17 protein-coding genes and 1 pseudogene are annotated in these 16,954 nt (G+C 71.3%); 13 read left to right on the forward strand and 5 right to left on the reverse strand.

Annotated elements, in window-relative coordinates; genetic code table 11:
• The first annotated feature begins 58 nt into the window (after window positions 1-58).
• Window positions 59-406 (forward strand): hypothetical protein, encoded by a 348-nt coding sequence (locus tag ACLZOT_RS46345; RefSeq protein WP_416975310.1) that lies wholly within the window; start codon window positions 59-61, stop codon window positions 404-406.
• Here the strand turns inward: ACLZOT_RS46345 and ACLZOT_RS46350 are convergent.
• Entirely contained in the window at window positions 387-1,076 is a 690-nt protein-coding gene (locus ACLZOT_RS46350) for a FadR/GntR family transcriptional regulator (protein WP_416975311.1), read from the reverse strand. The genes ACLZOT_RS46345 and ACLZOT_RS46350 overlap by 20 nt on opposite strands.
• A 70-nt stretch (window positions 1,077-1,146) precedes the next feature.
• Here ACLZOT_RS46350 and ACLZOT_RS46355 point away from each other — a divergent pair, with 70 nt between their 5' ends.
• The 4 genes from ACLZOT_RS46355 (at window position 1,147) to ACLZOT_RS46370 (ending at window position 3,709) form a co-directional block, all read left to right on the forward strand.
• Complete coding sequence (locus ACLZOT_RS46355) at window positions 1,147-2,532, forward strand: CynX/NimT family MFS transporter (RefSeq protein WP_416975312.1); 1,386 nt, start codon at window positions 1,147-1,149, stop codon at window positions 2,530-2,532.
• A 50-nt stretch (window positions 2,533-2,582) separates the two neighbouring features.
• The gene (locus tag ACLZOT_RS46360; RefSeq protein WP_416975313.1) at window positions 2,583-2,699 is read left to right on the forward strand and encodes an SGM_5486 family transporter-associated protein; all 117 of its coding nucleotides are present in this window, start codon (window positions 2,583-2,585) and stop codon (window positions 2,697-2,699) included.
• 175 nt (window positions 2,700-2,874) lie between these two features.
• Window positions 2,875-3,081 carry a hypothetical protein gene (locus ACLZOT_RS46365; RefSeq protein WP_416975314.1) on the forward strand — a complete coding sequence of 69 codons (207 nt, stop codon included), beginning with the start codon at window positions 2,875-2,877 and terminating at the stop codon, window positions 3,079-3,081.
• Window positions 3,082-3,190: 109 nt separating this feature from the next.
• The gene (locus ACLZOT_RS46370; protein ID WP_416975315.1) at window positions 3,191-3,709 is read left to right on the forward strand and encodes a SixA phosphatase family protein; all 519 of its coding nucleotides are present in this window, start codon (window positions 3,191-3,193) and stop codon (window positions 3,707-3,709) included.
• A 58-nt stretch (window positions 3,710-3,767) separates the two neighbouring features.
• Here the strand turns inward: ACLZOT_RS46370 and serB are convergent, their stop codons facing one another.
• Together serB and ACLZOT_RS46380 are read right to left on the reverse strand one after the other, a co-directional pair.
• On the reverse strand, window positions 3,768-4,988 hold the full coding sequence (gene serB, locus ACLZOT_RS46375; RefSeq protein WP_416975316.1) for a phosphoserine phosphatase SerB: 1,221 nt from the start codon (window positions 4,986-4,988) through the stop codon (window positions 3,768-3,770).
• Between the two features lie 131 nt (window positions 4,989-5,119).
• A pseudogene (locus ACLZOT_RS46380) lies at window positions 5,120-6,891 on the reverse strand (streptophobe family protein).
• Window positions 6,892-7,121: 230 nt separating this feature from the next.
• On the opposite strand from ACLZOT_RS46380, the gene ACLZOT_RS46385 reads away from it, so the two are divergent.
• Window positions 7,122-9,647 (forward strand): FHA domain-containing protein, encoded by a 2,526-nt coding sequence (locus ACLZOT_RS46385; RefSeq protein ID WP_416975317.1) that lies wholly within the window; start codon window positions 7,122-7,124, stop codon window positions 9,645-9,647.
• A 67-nt stretch (window positions 9,648-9,714) separates the two neighbouring features.
• On the opposite strand, the gene ACLZOT_RS46390 is transcribed toward ACLZOT_RS46385, so the two are convergent.
• Window positions 9,715-10,410: a transglycosylase SLT domain-containing protein gene (locus ACLZOT_RS46390; protein WP_416975318.1), complete on the reverse strand. Its 696-nt coding sequence runs from the start codon at window positions 10,408-10,410 to the stop codon at window positions 9,715-9,717.
• Between the two features lie 413 nt (window positions 10,411-10,823).
• Here ACLZOT_RS46390 and ACLZOT_RS46395 point away from each other — a divergent pair, with 413 nt between their 5' ends.
• The 4 genes from ACLZOT_RS46395 (at window position 10,824) to ACLZOT_RS46410 (ending at window position 13,453) form a co-directional block, all read left to right on the forward strand.
• The gene (locus ACLZOT_RS46395; protein ID WP_416975319.1) at window positions 10,824-11,975 is read left to right on the forward strand and encodes a GAF domain-containing sensor histidine kinase; all 1,152 of its coding nucleotides are present in this window, start codon (window positions 10,824-10,826) and stop codon (window positions 11,973-11,975) included.
• Window positions 11,968-12,609 carry a response regulator gene (locus ACLZOT_RS46400; protein WP_416975320.1) on the forward strand — a complete coding sequence of 214 codons (642 nt, stop codon included), beginning with the start codon at window positions 11,968-11,970 and terminating at the stop codon, window positions 12,607-12,609. Before ACLZOT_RS46395 ends, ACLZOT_RS46400 begins: the two co-directional genes overlap by 8 nt.
• A 173-nt stretch (window positions 12,610-12,782) precedes the next feature.
• Complete coding sequence (locus ACLZOT_RS46405; RefSeq protein WP_416975321.1) at window positions 12,783-13,037, forward strand: chaplin; 255 nt, start codon at window positions 12,783-12,785, stop codon at window positions 13,035-13,037.
• A gap of 176 nt (window positions 13,038-13,213) precedes the next feature.
• On the forward strand, window positions 13,214-13,453 hold the full coding sequence (locus ACLZOT_RS46410) for a chaplin (protein ID WP_055719594.1): 240 nt from the start codon (window positions 13,214-13,216) through the stop codon (window positions 13,451-13,453).
• Window positions 13,454-13,513: 60 nt separating this feature from the next.
• On the opposite strand, the gene ACLZOT_RS46415 is transcribed toward ACLZOT_RS46410, so the two are convergent.
• Window positions 13,514-14,296: a hypothetical protein gene (locus ACLZOT_RS46415; RefSeq protein WP_416975322.1), complete on the reverse strand. Its 783-nt coding sequence runs from the start codon at window positions 14,294-14,296 to the stop codon at window positions 13,514-13,516.
• A 156-nt stretch (window positions 14,297-14,452) separates the two neighbouring features.
• Here ACLZOT_RS46415 and ACLZOT_RS46420 point away from each other — a divergent pair, with 156 nt between their 5' ends.
• The 3 genes from ACLZOT_RS46420 (at window position 14,453) to ACLZOT_RS46430 (ending at window position 16,837) form a co-directional block, all read left to right on the forward strand.
• The gene (locus ACLZOT_RS46420; protein ID WP_416975323.1) at window positions 14,453-15,250 is read left to right on the forward strand and encodes an ABC transporter ATP-binding protein; all 798 of its coding nucleotides are present in this window, start codon (window positions 14,453-14,455) and stop codon (window positions 15,248-15,250) included.
• 49 nt (window positions 15,251-15,299) lie between these two features.
• Window positions 15,300-15,728 carry an NfeD family protein gene (locus tag ACLZOT_RS46425; protein ID WP_416975324.1) on the forward strand — a complete coding sequence of 143 codons (429 nt, stop codon included), beginning with the start codon at window positions 15,300-15,302 and terminating at the stop codon, window positions 15,726-15,728.
• Between the two features lie 155 nt (window positions 15,729-15,883).
• Complete coding sequence (locus tag ACLZOT_RS46430; protein WP_416975325.1) at window positions 15,884-16,837, forward strand: SPFH domain-containing protein; 954 nt, start codon at window positions 15,884-15,886, stop codon at window positions 16,835-16,837.
• The last annotated feature ends 117 nt before the right edge of the window (window positions 16,838-16,954 follow it).

A 16,954-nucleotide genomic window follows, 5' to 3' on the forward strand; every position in this document is an offset into this window, starting at 1 on the left:
CACGGGTGCGGGACACGCTGGGAGTACGCCTGTAGGAGTACGCCCAGGAGGTCCCCTTGTGCGCCTGTCCCGCAGCGTCACCCCTGCGATAGCCGCCGTCGCCCTGCTGCTGTGCCTGCCGTACGAAGCGCTGCCCCACGTACCCCGCGTGCCCGACCGGAAACCGGCCGCGCAGCCGTTCGGCGCCGAGTGCCGTACCGGCGTGGAGGGCTCCCGGGCCGTCGTCTGGTGCCACAACCCCTACGCCGGTACCGACCGCGTCCGTCTGCACGTGGAGTGCGCGCGCTGGTGGGACGTCGACACGGACACGTCCCCCGTCGACGCGGGCCCGGCGAGGACCGTACGGCTCACCGGGCGGTGCTGGAAGGAGATCCGCACGGTCTGGGTCAGCCACCAGCGGCGGTGACCGTCCCGAACCTGCACCCGAACGCGTGCCCCGCGGCCTGGGCCGCCGCCTCCCGCGCGTCCCCCGCGCGGATCGCCTCGATCAGCCGCGCGTGCTCCACGTACGACCCCGGCGCCAGCTCCGGGCCCACGTCGTCGCGCAGGAAGTCCCGCAGCACCTCGCCCAGATCGGCGTACAGCGCGGTCATCGCGTCGTTGTGGGACGCCGCCACCACCGCCAGATGCAGCGTCGCGTCCGCCGCCACGAACGCCTCCCGCTCCCCGGACGCCCACGCCTCCTCCCGCCGTGCGAGCAGCCCGTCCAACTGCCGCAGATCCTTCTCCGTACGGCGCTGAGCGGCCAGCCGCGCCGCGCTGGACTCCAGGGCCGCGCGCAGTTCGGCGATGTGGCGGGGGTCGGCGTCGGCGAAGCGGCGCTGCATGACGCCGGCGAGTTCGCTGGTCGCCGCGACGTACGTGCCCGAGCCCTGGCGGATGTCGAGCAGGCCGTTGTGCGCGAGGGCGCGGACCGCCTCGCGGACGGTGTTGCGGGCCACGCCCAGCTGCTCGACCAGCTCCGGTTCGGTCGGGATGCGTGAGCCGACGGGCCACTCGCCGGAGGTGATCTGCTGGCGCAGGGCCGCGATGACCTGTTCGGAGAGGGCGGAGCGGTGGGGGTGGGTCAGGGCCATGGGACACCTTCGCACGAACGGGGCGCGGGAAGCATGCGGTCAATCATCCTATGATTCTATGATGGGTGGCATGGCGAGCGAGACGACACGGACGACGGCTTCGGCACGGACGACGGGAACGGGGGCGGAGGGGGTACCAGTGCCGTCGGCGCACACGTGGAGGAAACAGGTCCTCGTCCTCGCGATCGTCCTGACCGCCGTCAACCTCCGGCCCGCGATCACCAGCCTCGGCGCGCTCCTCGAAGAGGTCCGCGACGGCATCGGCCTCAGCGGTGGCGCCGCCGGGCTCCTCACCTCCGTACCGCCCCTCTGCTTCGCCGTCTTCGGCGTCATGGCACCCCGCCTCGCCCACCGCTTCGGCCCCACCCGGGTCGTCTGCGCGGGCCTCGTCGCCCTCACCGCCGGCCTCCTCCTGCGTCCCTACGCCGGCGGCGTCCCCGGCTTCCTCGCCGCCAGCGCCCTCGCCCTCATGGGGATAGCCGTCGGCAACGTCCTCATGCCGGTCATCGTCAAACACCACTTCCCCGACCGCGTCGGCCCCATGACCGGCCTCTACTCCATGGCCCTGGCCCTCGGCACGGCCACGGCGGCGGCGATCACGGTCCCGCTGACCGGCGCGCTGGGAGGGAGCTGGCAACTCGGCCTCGCGGTGTGGGCGGGGCTCGCGGGGGTGGCGGTGGTGCCGTGGGCGCTGTTCGGGAGGGCCGGGGGAGCGGCGGGCCGGGGCCGAGGGGCTGCGGCGGGGAGGCCCGGTGCCTCTGCCGGGGCTCGCGCCGAGGGCCGCCCCGCAACCCGCCCCGGTCAGCCCGAGCCCCGCGCCGGGACGTACCCCGAGAGCCGGCCCGGGGCGCACGCCGCCCGCCCTGCGCCGTTGCGCATCACCCGCAGCCGTACCGCCTGGGCCCTCGCCGTCTTCTTCGGGCTCCAGGCCACCGGCGCGTACGTCACGATGGGCTGGATGCCGCAGATCTTCCGGGACGCCGGGGTGCCGGCGGGCACGGCGGGGCTGCTGCTCGCCGTGACGATGGTGCTGGGCGTGCCCCTCGCCTTCGTGATCCCCCGGCTGGCCACGCGGCTGCCGCACCAGGGCCCGATCGTGGTCGCGCTCGGCGTCTGCGGGCTCGCGGGGTACGCCGGTCTGTACGTCGCCCCCGCCGCCGGCGCCTGGGTCTGGGCCGTCCTCCTCGGTGTCGCCAACTGCGCCTTCCCCCTCGCCCTCACGATGGTCGGCATGCGGGCCCGCACGGGTGCGGGCGTGGCCCGGCTCTCCGGGTTCGCCCAGAGCGTCGGCTACCTGATCTCCATCCCCGGCCCCCTCCTGATCGGCGTCCTCTACCAGGCCACCGGCGACTGGCACGTCCCCCTGACGCTCATGGCCCTCCTCCTGGTCCCCCAGACGGCGGTCGGCATCCTGGCGGGACGGAACCGCACGGTGGAGGACGAACCGACCCCCTGAGGACCCACCCCGACCACGGCTCCCCCCACCCGGAGTGCGAAACTGGCCGTATGCCTCTGCTCGACCCGAACCCGCAGAACGGCCAGCGGAAGATGCTCGTCGTCTTCGGTTCGTTCCTCGCCATCTTCATCGTGATCGCCGTCATCGCCACGATCGCCTCGCCCTGAACCGACCGCCCCCGGGGGAGCACGGGGTGGGGTTAACCCCCCGTCCCCTAGGGGGCGGGGCTCAGGGTGAAGTGGGTGGAAGTCCGGATGGGCCGGGGCTTGCCCGCTGCGTACCTTCGAGTCATGGCCGCGGAACCGCCGGCCGAGGAGCACTCGAAGCGCTGCGGAGGACCCCATGCCGGCCCGTTCCCACACCCGCCCCCACCCGGCGACCACGGGCGGCGCGGACACCCGTATCCCGTGGTGGGCCCTGGCCCTCCCGGTCCTCGCCTTCGCCACCCTCCTCGCCCTCGTCCTGAACCCGTCGGACGCCCAGGCGGCGGCCACGCACCCGACCCTGACGCAACTGGTGGAGCGGATCCAGCAGTTGATGGCGGGCTGACACCCACGTCGCCCCCCGGCTCGAACACCCCCCGAACCCCCTCACCCCCACCGGCCCCGCCTGTCAACTGCCCGAGCCCGGTGGCCTGTTTCGTGCGAAGCTGGGACGCATGAGCGTTGAAGAACCCCGCACCATCGTCCTCCTCCGCCACGCGAAAGCCGACTGGAACGACGGAGACGACCACGAGAGGCCGCTCGCCGAGCGCGGCCGCATGGACGCCCCTCTCGTCGGCCGCAAACTGGCGCAGACGGGACTCCGCTTCGACCTGGCTCTGTGCTCCACGGCGACCCGCACCCGCGAGACCTGGAAACTGGCGGTCCCGGAACTCCCCGAACGCCCGAAGACGGTGTACGAGGAGCGGATGTACGAGGCGTCCCTCGGCGAACTGATCGCCCTGCTCAACGAGGTCTCGGACGAGGTCCGCACCCTCATCCTCATCGGCCACAACCCGGGCATCCACGGCCTCGCGGACGCCCTGGCCGGCGAGAGCGACGGCGACCTGCTCCCGCGGATGAACCGCACCGGCTTCCCGACCGGCGCCTACGCCACGCTCACCTTCGACGGCTCGTGGAAGTCCGTGGAACACGGCGTCGGCCGGCTGGTCGACTTCTGGTCCCCGCACGCGTGACGCCCCGCTGACGGACACAGGCCCGGTACCGCCCACGGCGACACCGGGCCCTCGTACCTCAGTCCTCGTCGTGCGTGTCCGCCGCCTCGACCTCTTCGCGGGTGACCCCCAGCAGATACAGCACGGTGTCGAGGAACGGCACGTTGACGGCCGTATGCGCCGCCTCCCGGACCACCGGCTTCGCGTTGAACGCCACCCCGAGCCCCGCCGCGTTCAGCATGTCGAGGTCGTTCGCACCGTCCCCGATGGCGACGGTCTGCGCGAGCGGTACGCCCGCCTCCGCCGCGAACCTCCGCAGCAGCCGTGCCTTGCCCGCCCGGTCGACGATCTCGCCGGTGACCCGCCCGGTCAGCTTCCCGTCGACGATCTCCAGCGTGTTGGCCTGCGCGAAGTCCAGGCCGAGCCGCTCCTTCAGATCGTCGGTGACCTGGGTGAACCCCCCGGACACGACCCCGACCTGATACCCGAGCCGCTTCAGCGTACGGATCAGGGTCCGGGCCCCCGGCGTCAGCCGGACCTCCTCGCGCACCTTCTCCACCACCGACGCGTCGAGCCCCGCGAGCAGTTCCACGCGCGCGTGCAGCGACTGCTCGAAGTCCAGCTCGCCCCGCATCGCCGCGGCCGTCACCTCGGCGACCTGGTCCTCGCAGCCGGCGTGCGCCGCGAAGAGCTCGATCACCTCGTCCTGGATGAGCGTCGAGTCGACGTCCATGACGATCAGCCGCTGGGCCCGGCGGTGCAGGCCCGCCGCGACGACCGCGATGTCCACGCCGAGCGCCGCCGCGTCCGTGACCAGCGCGGTCCGCAGGGGCTCCGTCTCCACGCCGGACACCGCGAACTCCACCGCCGTCACCGGGTACTTGGCGAGCCGGAAGATACGGTCGATGTTGCCGCCGGCCTTCGTGATCCGCGCGGCGACCGCGGCCGTCGCCTCGGCGGTCAGGGGGTGCCCCAGCACGGTCACGAGCGAGCGCCCGAGTCCACGCGGACGGTTGTCACCGAGGCCCGAGATGATCTCCGCCTGCATCTTCATCGACTCGGCCCAGCTGTGGACGGTCGACCGCAGCTCACCCTCCAGCCCGCGCGGCGGCTCGGTGACCAGCGCGCACAGCACCATGCGCCCCCGGGTCACCACCTGCTCGATGTCGACGACATCGACGGCGTAAGCGGCCAGCGTGTCGAACAACCCGGCGGTTATTCCGGGCCTGTCCTTGCCGAAGATCTTGACAAGAAGAGTAGGGACGTCAGAGGCCAAAGCCTGCGTCTGCGTATCGCTCATGGTCCCTACACGGTAACCGCCCCCTCCCACCCCCCGCCGCCCCGGTCCGCCTGCCGGACGGCAAACACTGCCCGACACCAAAATGACGAAACCCCAACACCGGCATATTTACACCCCGCACCCACACGCAACTACGCCCAGCCGCGCCGCACCCCCACGCCCCCCGCACCACCCCACTTCGCCCCCCAGCTGCGGGCAGTCGCGCCGCACCCCCACCGCCGCGCGCCCATCCCACCTCCTTGCCCCAGCTGCGGCCAGCCCCACCGCCCCGCACCCGCCCCACCTCCCTTGCCCCAGCTGCGGGCAGTCGTGCCGCTAGGGGCGGCACGGGTGGGCGCAGCGGCACCCCGCAAGCGCGGGCAAGCGACACGCCCCCACCCCAGCCCCCACCGGACCCGCACCCGAACCCCACCCCCGCCCCCGACCCTCACCCCTCCGGCCTCCGCAGATACGGATTCGTCTCGGCGTTCGGCGCCCGATAGGACGGCCGAGGCGCATAAGGCCCGCTCCCACCGCTCCCATCGCCCCCACTCTCGCCCCCACCCACCGCCAACCGAGCAACCCCCATCCCCGCGGCCCCGCTGACCCAAGCCAACCCAGCCCCCACAGCCCCGGCCACAGCCCCCCACCCCACCCCCAGCAACCCGGCGACCACCACGTCCCCCCGCAACACCAGCCCCGCCCCCACCGCATCGAACCCCAGCACCGACAACCCCGCGTCCACCGAAACCACGGTCACCTGGGCGAGCAACGCCAACGCCACCCCCGTAACCACCCCCAACCGCACAGCACACCCCCCGACGAACCGCCACCGCCCGGCGCCCGGGACAACTGGCGTACGCACCGCCGCGAACACCCCCGCCAGCAGCATCATCAGCACAGCGGCGACTCCCAACAACCACACCCGCCCGTCGAGTTCGGCAAGCCGGGAGAGGGTCACGGACCGCTGCTCCCCGGACGAGAGGAACCGATCGACAGGGTCCGGCAGGACGTACGTGAGGATCCCGCTCGCCCGCCCGTCATGCGGCACGAGCAGCCCGACATCGACCCCGACCCACACCCCGTTGGGCGCCCCGAGCAGCGCGGCCCCGTAGATCCGCCGTGGATGCTCGTCCCGCAGGGACGCGAACACGGCCGCCGCCCACCCCGCCGCGACGGCGACGAGCAGCACGGACACGACGGCGGACACGGCGGGCCGCACGACACGATGGACGAACCCCCAGCTCAGAGGCAACGGCGTACGCCGCGAGGCGAGCAGCGCGACGGCGAGGACACCCACGCACCAGAGGAACCCCCCGAGCAGCGTGGGCAAGGTGTCGACGGTGAACCCGACCGCCGCCTTCGCCTCGACGAGGTCCCCGATCCGATCGGGCAGCAGCCCCCCGAGATCCCCGACCCCCGGCAGTTCCAGCGTGCCCCCGCCCCCACCGAGCCCCCCGCCGTCGATCGTGATCACATCGTGCCCGGCCCAGGCGAGCCCCCCGAGCATCGCGACGAACAGCGCGGCCACCGCCCCCACCCGGACGAGCAGTTCACCCAGCGGAATCGTCGCGCCCGCACCCCGCAGCGACCGCAGGAAGAACCAGGACAGAAGGAGCGCACCGACCAGCCCGACCCCGAGTGGCGTGATTTCGATGGCACCGGCGGCCTCCGCGCCCGACATACCGAACGCCGACATGTCACCCGAGGGTGACACGGACCCGCCCGCCCCGAGCGCCACCACGGCCGCGGTCATCGGCCCGAGCGACCCGGCGGAATCGGCCTGGAGGAGATGCAGCCCGAGCGCCGCGACCCCCGCCATCCCGATCAACGCCCAGCTCACCGCGGCGACCGCGGTCAGCAGCACGTCCCCCCAGGCCGTACGCCGCCCGTACACCGTTCGTCCTACGCTTCCCCCGCCCATCGCAGACCCCCCGATCCGCCGCGTCTGTCCCGCTCGCGTGCGTTTACCACTCTCGGGGCGGGTTTCCACCCCGTCAACGGCGTCGACGAGGGCGCGTGGACGCCGTCTTCACAACTCCCCGACGACTCCCGAACAACCTCCGACCACCCCCGGCAGGGCCCGACTTTCGGTCAGAGGGCCGCTCCTGAAATAGTTCCCCCCGATGTTCGACATCCCTAGACTCCCTCTGGATGAGGGGCATATCGGGGGACAACTCAGTGGGGCATGGAGTGCCTGAACTCGTACTAGAAGTAAACGGACGTACCTGGACGCTCGATCCATCCAGGGCATACACGCTCGGACGCGACCCTCAGGGGGACGTCGTGTTCGACGACGCCAGGGTCTCCTGGCGCCACGCCACGGTCAGCTTCGACGGCCGCGGCTGGTCCATAGAGGACCACGGCAGCACGAACGGCAGCTACGCGCAGGGCCAGCGGATCCAGCGCCTGGAGCTGGGCCCGGGAAGCGTGATCAACCTGGGCAACGCGACGGACGGCCCCCGCCTGAACCTGACGGCGGCACCGGTACCGGTGACCCACCAGGCCCAGCCGCAGCACCAGTTCGCACAGCAACAGCAGCCGCAACAACAGCAGCAGCCGTACGCCGCCCAGGCCGCCGGCTGGAACCAGCAGCCCGCCGCGCACATCCCGCAGCAGGGCCCCGGCGTCGGCGCGGGGGCGCCGCCGGTCTACGGAGAGCGCAGCCCGACCACGTTCCACCAGCTCGCGCTGGGGCACGTGATGCGCATCGGCCGCGCCCTGGAGAACGAACTCGTCGTCTCCGACCTCCAGGTCTCCCGTCACCACGCCGAGTTCCACTCGACGCCCGACGGCCGCATGGAGATCCGCGACCTCGGCTCGCACAACGGCACGTACGTCAACGGTCAGCCCATGACCAAGGGCGGTACGGCCCTGCTGGGCCCGGCGGACATCGTCGGCGTCGGCCACTCGACGTTCCGGATCGTCGGCGACCGCCTCGAAGAGTTCGTCGACACCGGCGAGGTCTCCTTCTCGGCCCGGCACCTGACGGTCACGGTCGACGGAGGCAAGCAGATCCTCAAGGACGTCTCCTTCGGCGTCCCGGAGAAGTCGCTGATCGCGGTCATCGGCCCCTCGGGCTCCGGCAAGTCGACGCTGCTCAAGGCGCTGACCGGCTACCGGCCCGCCAACGAGGGCGAGGTCCTGTACGACAACCGCAACCTGTACAAGCAGTTCGCGGAGCTGCGCCAGCGCATCGGCCTGGTCCCGCAGGACGACATCCTGCACAAGGAGCTGACGGTCAAGAAGGCCCTGAAGTACGCGGCCAAGCTGCGCTTCCCGGCCGACACGACGACCGCCGAGCGCGAGTCCCGCATCGACGAGGTGCTGCGCGAACTGAAGCTGGACATCCACAAGGAGAAGAAGGTCACCTCCCTCTCCGGCGGCCAGCGCAAGCGCGTCTCGGTCGCCCTGGAGCTGCTCACCAAGCCGTCGCTGATCTTCCTCGACGAGCCGACCTCCGGCCTCGACCCGGGCATGGACCGCGACGTCATGCAGCTCCTGCGCGGTCTCGCCGACGACGGCCGTACCGTCCTGGTCGTCACCCACTCCGTCGCCGAGCTCGCCATCTGCGACAAGCTGCTCGTGATGGCCCCCGGCGGCTCGGTCGCCTACTTCGGCCCGCCCGAGGAGGCGCTCAACTTCTTCGGCTACGACACCTGGGCCGACGTCTTCTCCGCCTTCGAGAACTACCGCGACTACGACTGGGCCGGGCGCTGGAAGGGCTCCCAGCACTACCAGATGTACGCCGCGGACCTCGACGCCGTCGCCCCGCAGGCCGTACAGGTCCCGGTCATGCAGGCGATGAAACCGCCGAAGCCACAGGGGTGGCTGAGTCAGTTCGTGACGCTGGTGCGCCGCTATGTCTCGGTGATCGCGTCCGACAAGGGCTTCCTCGCTCTCATGGTGATCCTCCCGGCGGTGCTCGGCGCGGTCAGCCTGCTGATCGACGCCGACAAGGGCCTCCTTCCCAATGGGGTCAACGCGCAGTCCGGACGCATCGTTCCCAACGGCACCGCGACCACCGTCCTGCTCATCCTCGCGGTGGGCGCCTGCTTCGCGGGCGCGGCGAACTCGGTCCGCGAGCTGATCAAGGAACGGGTCATCTACGAGCGGGAGCGCGCGACGGGCCTGTCCCGCTCGGCGTACCTGATGTCGAAGGTGTTCGTGCTCGGCCTGATCACCGTCTTCCAGGGCCTGCTGGTCGGCGTGATCGGCTTCTCCAGCCGCGAGATCCCCGCCAAGGGCCTGGTCCTCGGCGGTGCGACGCTGGTCGAGCTGTCCGTGCCGATCATGGCGCTCGGGTTCACCTCGATGATGTTCGGCCTGGTCATCTCCTCGCTGGTGAAGACCTCCGAGAAGACGATGCCGCTGCTCGTGATGTTCGCGATCATCCAGGTCGTCTTCACGGGCTGCCTGTTCACCCTGAACGGCTCGATCGGCGTCAACGAGTTCTCGTACCTGATGCCGTCCCGCTGGGCGGTCGCCGCCGCCGGCGCGACTCTCGACTTCAACCGCATCAGCCCGCCCAAGGAGGGCGAGAGCACCGACCCGCTGTGGGAGCACACGGTCGGCGCCTGGGGCATGGACATGGCCGCCCTCATCGCGCTCGGCGTGATCTGCGGCTTCTTCGTCGCCCGCTTCCTGCGCCGCCACGAGCCGGAGGTCATGCGCAAGTAGCTCTCCGGTACGACGACGAGGGCGCCCCCTGTGTGCAGGGGGCGCCCTCTCGCTGTGTGCGGGGTGCTCAGTACGCGCTGTTGACGTTGTCGATCGAGCCGTACCGGTCGGCCGCGTAGTTGGCGGCGGCGGTGATGTTGGCCACGGGATCGTAGATGTTCGTCGAGGTCCCGGAGACGTGGTACGCGTTGAACGTCGGCTGGATCACCTGGAGCAGGCCCTTGGAGGGGATGCCGGCGGCGGCGTTGGAGTCCCAGTTGTTGATGGCCCAGGGGTTGCCGGAGGACTCGCGGATGATGTTGCGGTACAGGCCGTTGTAGGAGCCCGGGATGCCCTTGCGCTCCATGATGTCGAGGGCGTTGCGGATCCAGCCGTCCAGGTTGTTCGTGTACGTCTTGACGGCGATCTGCTTGACCTCGGCGCGCTGCGCGGAGCGGCTCGCGGCGGCCTTGGCGGCCCGGTCGGCGGCGGCCTTCTTCGCTGCGGCGGCCTTGGCCGCGGCGGCCTTCTTGGCGGCTGCCGCCTTGGCGAGGGCGTCGGCCTGCGCCTTCTTCTGCGCGGCGATGGCCTCGATCTTCGAGCCGGTCGAGGAGAACTGGTCCGTCACGCCCGTCCTGGCGTCCGTGCGGTAGGCGACGTTCGCGGGGAGGGCGGCCTCGCTCGTGGCGGTCTGCGCGTCGGCCGGCACGACGGCGAAGGCGAGAGCGGCCGCGCCGAGGGTGGCGGCGCCGGCTATCGCGATCTTGTGCGTGTTCTTGGGCATGGCGGGTGACCTCTCGAATGGCGGGGAGGTCGCTCGGAATGTCCGTCGGGGGACGCGGGGCTGAGCGACGGGAGCCATTCTTAGCGCCCGCAAAATGCCCGGGCAAAGGTGTGACCTACGATGCCGGGTAGTGGACCCGGGGCGGGCAAATCGCCCCATAGCGCCCAGTCGTTCCCGTTCAGGCGGCCCCTGTTTATCTCCTATTCACCCTCGTAGGTGATATGGGTCCTATGTGCGGGCTCACATCGAGCGCGTAAAAGTCTCACCAGGAGTTGCTGGAGCAACGCGAACGGTGACGCCCCTTCGCGCTCGGGCGCCACCGCCCCCGACCTCAGCCCTAGGACCACCGCCCGACCCCCACGCCCGTCACCGGCCCGATCCGCGCTGTCACACCCCGCCGGTACCGTGAAGCCATGAGTCAAGGTCCCAGGTCAGGGCTGGCGGCGGTGAGCGCCGCACTGCTGGCGATGAGCAGACACCTGGAGGTGCGCGACGTCCTCAAGACGATCGTCGCCTCCGCGCGCGAGCTGCTCGACGCCCAGTACGCGGCCCTGGGCGTCCCGGACGACCACGGCGGCTTCGCCCAGTTCGTCGTCGACGGCGTCAGCGACGAGGAGTGGAAGGCCATCGGCCCCCTGCCCCGCCAGCACGGCATCCTCGCGGCCATGCTGGAGGGCGCCAAGCGCGAGCGCCTCGCGGACGTGCGCGAGGACCCCCGCTTCGAGGGCTGGCCCGAGGCGCACCCCGAGATGTCCGACTTCCTGGGCCTGCCCATCCACAACGGCGACGACGTCGTCGGCATCCTCTTCCTCGCCAACAAGAACTGCCCGAGGACCCGCGGCGAGTGCGGATTCACCGACGAGGACATGGACCTCCTGGAGATCCTCGCCCAGCACGCCGCGATCGCCCTCACCAACGCGCGCCTGTACGAACGCAGCCGCGAACTGACCATCGCCGAGGAACGCTCCCGCCTCGCCCACGAACTGCACGACGCGGTCAGCCAGAAACTCTTCTCCCTGCGCCTCACCGCCCAGGCCGCCACCGCCCTCGTCGACCGCGACCCCGCGCGCGCGAAGGGCGAGCTGCACCAGGTCGCCGCCCTCGCCGCCGAAGCCGCCGACGAACTGCGCGCCGCCGTCGTGGAGCTGCGCCCCGCCGCCCTCGACGAGGACGGCCTCGTCGCCACCCTGCGCACCCAGATCCAGGTCCTCGACCGCGCCCACAGCGCGCGCGTCACCCTCACCGCCCGGGGCGTGCGCGCCCTGCCCGCCGCCCAGGAGGAGGCCCTCCTGCGCGTCGCCCAGGAAGCCCTGCACAACGCCCTGCGCCACTCCGGGGCGGCGTCGGTGGCCGTCACCCTGGACAAGCACGAGCGGCACGGAGGCGTCGTCCTGCGCGTCACCGACGACGGGCTGGGCTTCGACCCCGCCATCGTCCGCCGCGCCGGCCGCCACCTCGGCCTGGTCTCCATGCGGGACCGCGCCGGCGGCGTCGGCGGCCGTCTGACCGTCACATCGGAGCCCGGCCAGGGCACCGTCATCGAGATGGAGGTCCCCGGTGGCTGAGCCCATCAGGGTGCTGCTCGTCGACGACCACCAGGTCGTCCGCCGCGGACTGCGTACGTTCCTGGAGGTGCAGGACGACATAGAGGTCGTCGGCGAGGCCGGGGACGGCGAGGAGGGCGTCGCCCGCGCCGAGGAGCTGCGCCCCGACGTCGTCCTCATGGACGTCAAGATGCCCGGCACGGACGGCGTCGAGGCCCTCCGCAAACTCCGGGACCTCGACAACCCCGCGCGCGTGCTGATCGTCACGAGCTTCACCGAACAGCGGACGGTCGTCCCGGCCCTGCGCGCGGGCGCCGCCGGATACGTCTACAAGGACATCGACCCCGACGCCCTCGCCGGCGCGATCCGCTCCGTGCACGCCGGACACGTCCTGCTCCAGCCCGAGGTCGCCGGGGCGCTGCTCTCCCAGGAGGAGTCGCCGGGCGGGCAGGGCAGGGGCGGGACGCTCACCGAGCGCGAGCGGGAGGTGCTCGGGCTCATCGCCGACGGGCGGTCCAACCGGGAGATCGCGCGGGCGCTCGTGCTGTCCGAGAAGACCGTCAAGACGCACGTCTCGAACATCCTCATGAAGCTCGACCTGGCGGACCGTACGCAGGCCGCGCTGTGGGCCGTCCGGCACGGCGTGACGGGGTGAGAAGGGGCTGACCAGAGGGCGTGGGGGAGCGCCAAGCGGAGGGATCAGCTCCAGTCCGAGATTCATACTGTCGTGGGAATGTCACCCACATGGCGCATCCTTCCCCGCGGCCACGCCGTTCTTGCTGCGTGCCACGGCGACCGCCGTGGACTGTCGCCAGGAGGGCTTGCGAAGTGAAGAACCTGAAGAAGGCCGCGGCTGTGACGATGGTGGCCGGCGGGCTGGTGGCCGCCGGTGCCTCTCTCGCGTCCGCGACCGACGGCGGCTCCGGGGCGGGCGCCTTCGGCGAGGCCCACAGCTCCCCGGGCGTCGTCTCCGGCAACGTCATCCAGGTGCCGGTGCACGTCCCGGTCAACGCCGTCGGCAACAGCGTCAACGTCATCGGCGTACTGAACCCGGCGTTCGGCAACCTCGGCCTCAACCGCTGAAGCACGTCGACCGCTGAAGTTGTACAAACGGCCCGTCAGTTGATCGTCCCGTCGCTCCAATGATCCGAACGGGCGCACTTGCGACCGGCTCCCGTGCCGTTCATGACCACTCCCGCGTTGGACAGCGCACGACCCGCGGCCGGGTCGGATACGCAATCGCAGGAGGAACGCTTCTCATGAACATCGCCAAGAAGGCCGCCGTGGCCCTCACCGTCGCCGGTATCGCCGCTGGTGCTTCCGCCGGTGCCGCTGTCGCCGACTCCTCGGCCGAGGGCGCTGCCGTGAAGTCCCCGGGCGTCGGCTCCGGCAACGTCGGTCAGATCCCGGTCCACGTCCCGGTCAACGTCGTCGGCGACTCCGTCAACGTCATCGGCCTGCTGAACCCCGCGTTCGGCAACACCGGCGTCAACGACTGACGTCATCTTTTCCGTACGACTGCGGGGCCCCACTCTTCCGGGTGGGGCCCCGCAGCCGTCTCAGCCCCGCTCCCGCTCCTCCATGTACGCGTTGTACGCCGCCACCAGCGCCCGCCGCGCCGTCCGCTCCACCGGCCGCAGCGCGTCCCCCCGAGCCGCCATCTCCGACGCGCTCACCGCGCCCCCGTGCCCGTTCTCCGTGGCGAGGGAGACCAACAGCCCGACCCGCTGGGCGAGTTCGAGGACCCGGACGGCGCGCGGCGGATATCCCGGCGCCAGCAGCTCACGGCCCCGCTCCGCCCGCGCGCGGTACGCGTCGATCGCCGCCTCCGCGACCGGCCCCGACCCGGCGACATCGAGCCGCGACAGCACGGCCGTGGCCTCCCGCAGGGCCTCGGCGAGTTCCCGCTCCGCCTCGCCCAGCGACGGCACGTCGGCCGGCGGCGCCTCCCGCACCGGCAGACAGTGCCACGTCACCTCGACATGGACGTCCCCGGCGGACCCCGCCTCGAAGACCTCCGGCACGAGCCCGAGCGCGGCCCCGTGACAGACCACCGCCTCCTCGGCCTCCAGCGCACGCGCGTTGAACTCCGGCGGCCCGCTGAGCCCCAGCGGATGCCCCGGCGCGGGCAGCGCGACCCGCAGCCCGCCCACCCCGAGCGCCCTGAGCCGCCCGAGCGCCAGCGTGAGTCCGACCGGGCCCGGCTCCCCGGGCAACCCCTCCACCCGGTGCACCGCGTCCTCCCCGACGACGGCGACGACAGCGTCGTCCGGAGAGACAAGTCCGGCCAACAGGGCATTTCCCCAAGCGGCGAGGCGACCAGCGCGCGGTTCCGTGAGCATGCCCCCCAGCCTAAGGAGCGGACCGATGGAACAGGGTGTCGGACCAGTGGCGTAGATTTTCCCGAAGGGGCCGCGCCCACCCGCGCACGGCCGCCGAACCACTTGGCGCACGCGACAACCGAGACCGGCCACACTGCAAGGGGAGACAACGCGCTCATGAGCGATGTTCTGGAGCTTCAGGACGTATCGGTGGTCCGCGAGGGCCGGTCGCTGGTGGACCAGGTCTCCTGGTCGGTCAAGGAGGGCGAGCGCTGGGTCATCCTCGGCCCGAACGGGGCGGGCAAGACGACCCTCCTCAACCTGGCCTCCACCTACCTCTTCCCGAGCGCCGGCACGGTCGCCGTCCTCGGCGAGACCCTCGGCAAGCCCGGCACGGACGTCTTCGAACTGCGCCCCCGCGTCGGCATGGCCGGCATCGCCCTCGCCGAGAAGCTCCCCAAGCGCCAGACGGTCCTGCAGACCGTCCTGACCGCCGCCTACGGCATGACGGCTGGCTGGCAGGAGGAGTACGAGGACATCGACGAACTGCGCGCCCGCGCCTTCCTCGACCGCCTCGGCATGACCGACTACCTCGACCGCCGCTTCGGCACCCTCTCCGAGGGCGAGCGCAAGCGCACCCTCATCGCCCGCGCCCTGATGACCGACCCCGAGCTCCTCCTCCTCGACGAACCCGCCGCAGGACTCGACCTCGGCGGCCGCGAGGACCTCGTACGCCGCCTCGGCCGCCTGGCCCGCGACCCCATCGCCCCCTCGATGATCATGGTCACGCACCACGTCGAGGAGATCGCCCCCGGCTTCACCCACGTCCTGATGATCCGCCAGGGCAAGGTCCTCGCCGCGGGCCCCGTCGAACTCGAACTCACCTCCCGCAACCTCTCCCTCTGCTTCGGTCTCCCCCTCGTCGTCGAGCAGGTCGGCGACCGCTGGACGGCCCAGGGACTGCCGCTCTCCTGACCCCCACGCACCCTGTCCGCGCCGACCTCGCGGACCTACCATTGACCTTGTGGACATCGACGCGTGGGTGTGGTGGCTCATCGGCGCGGCGGCGCTCGGAATCCCGCTGGTGATCACGACCATGCCCGAGTTCGGCATGTTCGCGGTCGGCGCGATCGCCGCCTCCGCCGTGGCCGGACTCGGCTTCGGCGCCGTGAGCCAGGTGCTGGTCTTCGTGATCGTCTCGGTGGCGCTCGTCGCCGTCGTACGGCCCATCGCCAACCGGCACAGCAGACAGCGGCCGGGGCTCCCCACCGGCATCGACGCGCTCAAGGGCAGACAAGCCGTCGTCCTGGAGCGGGTCGACGGCTCCGGCGGCCGCATCAAACTCGCCGGCGAGATCTGGTCCGCCCGCTCCCTGGACGGCGACCGCGCTTACGAACCCGGCCAGGAGGTGGACGTCGTGGACATCGAGGGCGCTACGGCCATCGTCCTGTGAAGCGCCTCAACTGAACTGAACGACCTGCGAGTTATGTGAAGGTCTGACAGACTCGACCAGCAAGATCTTGAGCAGCCATAAGATCGTCGACTGTCGGTCGGCAGCCATAAGATCATCGGAAAGCGCCGAGGCGGAGAGAGGGTACGGGGAGCACGATGGAACCGGTCATCATCGTCCTGATCATCCTGGTGGTGTTGGTCTTCATCGCCCTGATCAAGACGATCCAGGTCATCCCACAGGCGAGCGCGGCGATCGTCGAGCGCTTCGGCCGCTACACACGCACGCTGAACGCGGGCCTCAACATCGTCGTCCCGTTCATCGACACCATCCGCAACCGCATCGACCTGCGCGAACAGGTCGTGCCCTTCCCGCCGCAGCCGGTGATCACCCAGGACAACCTGGTCGTCAACATCGACACGGTCATCTACTACCAGGTGACCGACGCGCGCGCGGCGACGTACGAGGTCGCCTCCTACATCCAGGCCATCGAGCAGCTCACCGTCACCACCCTGCGCAACATCATCGGTGGCATGGACCTGGAGCGGACCCTCACCTCCCGCGAGGAGATCAACGCGGCCCTGCGCGGCGTCCTCGACGAGGCGACCGGCAAGTGGGGCATCCGCGTCAACCGCGTCGAGCTGAAGGCGATCGAGCCGCCCACCTCCATCCAGGACTCGATGGAGAAGCAGATGCGCGCCGACCGTGACAAGCGCGCCGCGATCCTCACCGCCGAAGGCACCCGGCAGGCCGCGATCCTCACCGCCGAGGGCGAGAAGCAGTCCCAGATCCTGCGCGCCGAGGGTGAGGCCAAGGCCGCCGCCCTCAAGGCCGAGGGTGAGGCCCAGGCCGTCCGCACGGTCTTCGAGGCCATCCACGCCGGCGACCCCGACCAGAAGCTCCTGTCCTACCAGTACCTCCAGATGCTCCCCAAGATCGCCGAGGGCAACGCCAACAAACTCTGGATCGTCCCCAGCGAGATCGGCGACGCCCTCAAGGGCCTCTCCGGCGCCATGGGCAACTTCGGAGGCATCGGCGGCGGAGGCGGCGACAACGGGGGCAGCAGCCTGGACAAGAACCCGGAGCGCAGGGAGAAGCCACAGATCGACTGAGGTGTTCTTCGGTACGGCGTTGGGGGGGGGGGGGGGGGGGGGGCGCCCCCCCCCCCCCCCCCCCCCCCACCCCCCCCACCACCCCCCCCCCCCCCCACCCACACCCCCACCCCCCCC

Source organism: Streptomyces sp. 4F14 (genome assembly GCF_048159485.1).
Classification (GTDB): domain Bacteria; phylum Actinomycetota; class Actinomycetes; order Streptomycetales; family Streptomycetaceae; genus Streptomyces.